Origin of the sequence: Endozoicomonas sp. ONNA2, assembly GCF_024606365.1 — a bacterium.
Lineage (GTDB): Bacteria > Pseudomonadota > Gammaproteobacteria > Pseudomonadales > Endozoicomonadaceae > Endozoicomonas.
This window is the reverse complement of record NZ_JAHHPO010000547.1, coordinates 1-4,485: the sequence shown is the minus strand read 5'-3', so window position 1 is coordinate 4,485 and position 4,485 is coordinate 1. Positions and strand designations below refer to the sequence as shown.

The window sequence follows — 4,485 nt, the reverse complement described above, 5'->3', positions numbered from 1 at the left end:
CCACGCCTGCGCGGCCCGGCCCGATTAGGCGATGCTTTACGACGGGTTTGGTAAACTGTTTGGAGTTATTACCAGTTTACCTGATAGGCTTTAATATTGTTTCGAGTCCTGTCACCGCCATTATAAGCGACAGGAGACTATCATAAACCCAGTATTGAGCAGTCATCAGCAGTGTCGGAACTGAGCTTGCCATGGCTAAACTGTTCAGCGAATACAGACTGGATAGTCTAAACATGAATAGTTCCCATAGAGTGTCCTGACTCGTTTCACTGCGATGAAACCGCTTGGAGAAATCCATTACATTATTTATAGTCTCAGCTTTGCAGGCAATACAGCAAAGTCTCAAGTCGATTACTAAACCAGGTAAATATCAGAAGTCTGCCATGAAAATGCCTTTTCAGCCTGGAGACCAGGTGACCACTCATTTTTATCCGGTCCAGAAAAACCGCCCAAGAACCGTCATCCGATGCTATCGTTCCATTGACTGCCTATCTGGCTGGTTGGTTGATACAAAAGACGACAGTGGAAAAATGCTGAAAGCACTGGATGCGAAATGGTATAAGCGAATGGAAGATGAACCAGAGACTACCCGGTAGCGGGGACAAGTGATCAACGCAATTGTTTTGCCAGTGATTTTTTAGAACTCAAGTCCCCTACATGCCCCAGACCCCACTTGGGTTAATAACCACTAGCGCTGCAACTACTGTAAAAACTGGTAGTCGGTACTGGACTTGAACCAGCGACCCCCACCATGTCAAGGTGGTGCTCTACCACTGAGCTAACCGACTGAATTGGAACGCATCATATCAATGCAGCTAAAAAATGCAACACTTCAATCGACCTGATCCATCAGGAAAATGGCCTGCTCTCAGTGTTTTAAAACCTGCTCCCGAAGCAAGGCAATTTCATCCCTGACTGCAGCTGCCTGTTCAAATTCCAGATTACGGGAGTGTTCCATCATTTTTGCCTCCAGCGTCTTGATTGTCGCAGCCATCACTTCCGGAGTCATGGGCACCTGATACTCGGCTCCCGGCTCAGCCACCGCCCTCTGGACTTTACTGCCTTTCTTCCGTCCGGGCACAACCGCCCCTTCAAGAATATCAGCCACCGATTTAAACACACCTTTTGGCGTAATATTGTGTTTTTTGTTGTAGGCAATCTGCTTTTTGCGACGCCGCTCGGTCTCGCTGATGGCCCGTTCCATGGAGCCGGTCATCCGATCACCATAGAGAATGGCACGACCATTAATGTTACGGGCGGCACGGCCAATGGTCTGAATCAATGAACGGTCAGAACGGAGAAAACCCTCCTTATCGGCGTCCAGAATAGCGACCAGAGAGACCTCGGGCATATCAAGGCCTTCCCGCAGCAGGTTGATGCCCACCAGCACATCAAAGGCGCCAATACGCAAGTCACGTATAATCTCCACCCGTTCCACGGTATCAATATCAGAGTGCAGGTAGCGTACCCGAACACCCTGCTCGTGCAAAAACTCGGTCAAGTCCTCGGCCATACGCTTGGTGAGTACCGTAACCAGCACCCGCTCCTCTTTGGCGGCGGTTTTATTAATCTCCATCAGCAGGTCATCCACCTGTGTGGTTGCGGGACGCACCTCAATTTCCGGGTCCACCAGACCGGTAGGCCTGACCACCTGATCAACCACCTGCCCCTGATTCTCTTCCTCATACTTGCCCGGTGTGGCAGAGACAAAAATAGTCTGCGGCCGTCGTCCTTCCCACTCCTCAAACTTCATGGGACGATTATCCAAAGCAGAAGGCAAGCGGAAACCATACTCCACCAGTGTCTCTTTTCGAGAGCGGTCCCCTTTATACATGGCACCGATCTGCGGCACAGTGACATGGGACTCATCAATCACCAGCAATGCATTGTCCGGGATATAGTCAAACAGTGTCGGCGGTGCCTCGCCGGGCTGATTACCCGATAGATAGCGGGAATAGTTCTCAATGCCGGTGCAGTAACCCAGCTCAATCATCATTTCCAGGTCAAACTGGGTGCGCTGCTCAAGTCGCTGGGCTTCCACCAGCTTGTTGTTGTCGCGCAAAACATTGAGCCGGTCCACCAGCTCTACCTTGATGGCTTCCACTGCATCCAGGATGGTCTGTCTGGGGGTGACATAATGCGTTTTTGGGTAAATGGTCGCCCTGGGCAATTTTCTCAGGACCTCGCCGGTCAATGGATCAAACTCGCTAATGGTTTCCAGTTCGTCGTCAAACAGCGCCAAACGGATCGCCTCTTTTTCCGATTCAGCGGGGAAAATATCTATCACATCACCACGCACCCGGTAAGTGGCCCGACGAAAATCCGCATCGTTGCGTGTGTACTGCAATTCCGCCAGTCGACGCAGGATAGTTCTTTGATCTACCCTGTCACCACGATCCAGGTGCATCATCATTTTAAGGTAAGACTGCGGGTCACCCAGGCCATAAATGGCCGACACCGTTGCCACGATAATGGCATCCGGCCGCTCCATCAGGGCCTTGGTGGCAGAGAGACGCATTTGTTCAATATGTTCATTAACCGAGGCATCTTTCTCAATGTAAGTATCAGACGTGGGTACGTAAGCTTCTGGCTGGTAATAATCATAGTAGGAGACAAAATACTCCACGGCGTTGTCTGGAAAGAACTCCCTGAACTCACCGTAGAGTTGTGCGGCCAGTGTCTTGTTATGGGCCATAATGATCGTTGGCCGCTGTATTTGCTCGATCACATTGGCCACTGTGAAGGTCTTGCCGGAGCCTGTGACCCCCAGCAACGTCTGACACGCAAGGCCAGCATCAATGCCCTTGACCAGCTGCTCAATAGCAACCGGTTGATCACCAGCGGGACCGAAGCGTGAAGAAACTTTAAAGGATCGACTCATGCTACCCTTCCATCCGGAGCAGAAAAAATTGCCAACGGTTACCGACAAACGGATATCAACGGTACATCGTATTGTGTATGATGCCCTGTGTTGTTCGACGGACTCGCTATTCATCACTGTTATAGTACAGGTATTGATAGTTAGTTTCTGCCAATGGGGAGTCTAACCAGACCAGCATTGGGCTTACACAGGCTCCCCGGGCGTGATGCCACCTGGCGAATTCTCCGGCCAATAACGGAAGGCAAACAGCATTATAATTCTCTATGTGACAACCATAAACGAGGAAAACTGTGACTCCATCCCAACGCGTGCAAATGGTCAAGCCATCGCCAACTCTGGCAGTCACCGCCAAGGCTGCCGAGCTGAGAGCTGCCGGACATGACATTATTGGCCTGGGTGCCGGAGAGCCGGATTTCGACACGCCGGAGCATATTAAGGCTGCAGCGGTCAAAGCCATCACGGAAGGGAAAACAAAATACACGGCCGTGGATGGAACCACCGAGCTGAAACAGGCCGTTATTGATAAATTCCAGCGGGATAATGACTTGGCGTACGGCCAAGGCCAGATTCTGGTTTCCTGCGGCGGCAAACAGAGCTTCTTCAACCTGGCCCTGGCGCTGCTGAACAAAGGTGATGAAGTGATTATTCCAGCCCCCTACTGGGTCTCTTACCCGGATATGGTGGTCATCGCCGAGGGTGTGCCAGTGATCGTGCAGGCCGGTCTGGAAAACCGCTTCAAAATCACACCTGAACAGCTTGAAGCGGCAATCACTGACAAAACCAGACTGGTGGTACTCAACAGCCCTTCAAACCCGACCGGAACCGCTTATAACCACAAAGAGCTTGAAGCGCTGGGCGACGTGCTGAAAAAGTACCCGGATGTCATGATCGCCACTGATGATATGTATGAGCATATCCTCTGGACTGAAGAGCCTTTCTGCAACATCCTGATGGTCTGCCCGGAACTCTATGACCGTACAATTGTGCTCAACGGTGTATCCAAAGCTTACTCCATGACCGGCTGGCGGATCGGTTATGCTGGCGGGCCTGAGTGGCTGATCAAAAACATGAAGAAGATCCAGTCCCAGAGTACCTCCAATCCCTGTTCTATCGCCCAGGCTGCCGCGGTTGAGGCATTGAATGGGTCGCAAGATTGCGTGAAAGCGATGGTCAAGGTGTTTAAAAAACGCCATGACTACGTTGTCGGCCGACTGAATCAGCTGCCAGGCGTCAGCGCTATTGAGGGTGACGGTACTTTCTACGCTTTTGCTGATTTCAATGAAGCCATGAGCAAACTGGGCTTTGAAAAAGATACAGACCTCGCTGCTCTCTTTCTGGAAAAAGGCGTTGCCCTGGTTCCCGGCTCTGCCTTTGGCTCTGATGGCTGCATGAGGCTGTCATTTGCCACCAGCGATGAAGCATTGGAAAAGGCTCTGGACAGACTTCAAGCAGCTCTGGCCTGACCGACTGTTTGTACTGGGTACCAGCTTGGGGTACTCAGCAACTTGACAGGCACATTCAACAAGGTATCATTCACCTTACCCTTTGATCCCCGATAGCTCAGTTGGTAGAGCAAATGACTGTTAATCATTGGGTCGCTGGTT

3 protein-coding genes and 1 tRNA gene are annotated in these 4,485 nt (G+C 51.2%); 2 read left to right on the top strand and 2 right to left on the bottom strand.

Translation table 11 applies throughout. The features are described from left to right. The first annotated feature begins 383 nt into the window (after positions 1–383). Positions 384–596: a hypothetical protein gene (locus tag KDK14_RS09595; protein WP_257264878.1), complete on the top strand. Its 213-nt coding sequence runs from the start codon at positions 384–386 to the stop codon at positions 594–596. 117 nt (positions 597–713) lie between these two features. Here KDK14_RS09595 and KDK14_RS09590 read toward each other — a convergent pair. Next, positions 714–788: transfer RNA gene (locus tag KDK14_RS09590), tRNA-Val, on the bottom strand. An 80-nt stretch (positions 789–868) separates the two neighbouring features. Next, positions 869–2,881: an excinuclease ABC subunit UvrB gene (gene uvrB / locus KDK14_RS09585; protein ID WP_257264877.1), complete on the bottom strand. Its 2,013-nt coding sequence runs from the start codon at positions 2,879–2,881 to the stop codon at positions 869–871. Between the two features lie 314 nt (positions 2,882–3,195). Between uvrB and KDK14_RS09580 the strand changes: the two genes are divergently transcribed. Beyond that, the gene (locus KDK14_RS09580; protein ID WP_257264879.1) at positions 3,196–4,344 is read left to right on the top strand and encodes a pyridoxal phosphate-dependent aminotransferase; all 1,149 of its coding nucleotides are present in this window, start codon (positions 3,196–3,198) and stop codon (positions 4,342–4,344) included. Positions 4,345–4,485 lie beyond the last annotated feature (141 nt).

What these genes read in the sequence shown, in the direction of transcription:
- KDK14_RS09595 (WP_257264878.1), top strand. Translation starts at nt 384, where the DNA reads ATGAAAATGCCTTTTCAGCCTGGAGACCAGGTGACCACTCATTTTTAT.
- uvrB (WP_257264877.1), bottom strand. Translation starts at nt 2,881, where the DNA reads ATGAGTCGATCCTTTAAAGTTTCTTCACGCTTCGGTCCCGCTGGTGAT.
- KDK14_RS09580 (WP_257264879.1), top strand. Translation starts at nt 3,196, where the DNA reads ATGGTCAAGCCATCGCCAACTCTGGCAGTCACCGCCAAGGCTGCCGAG.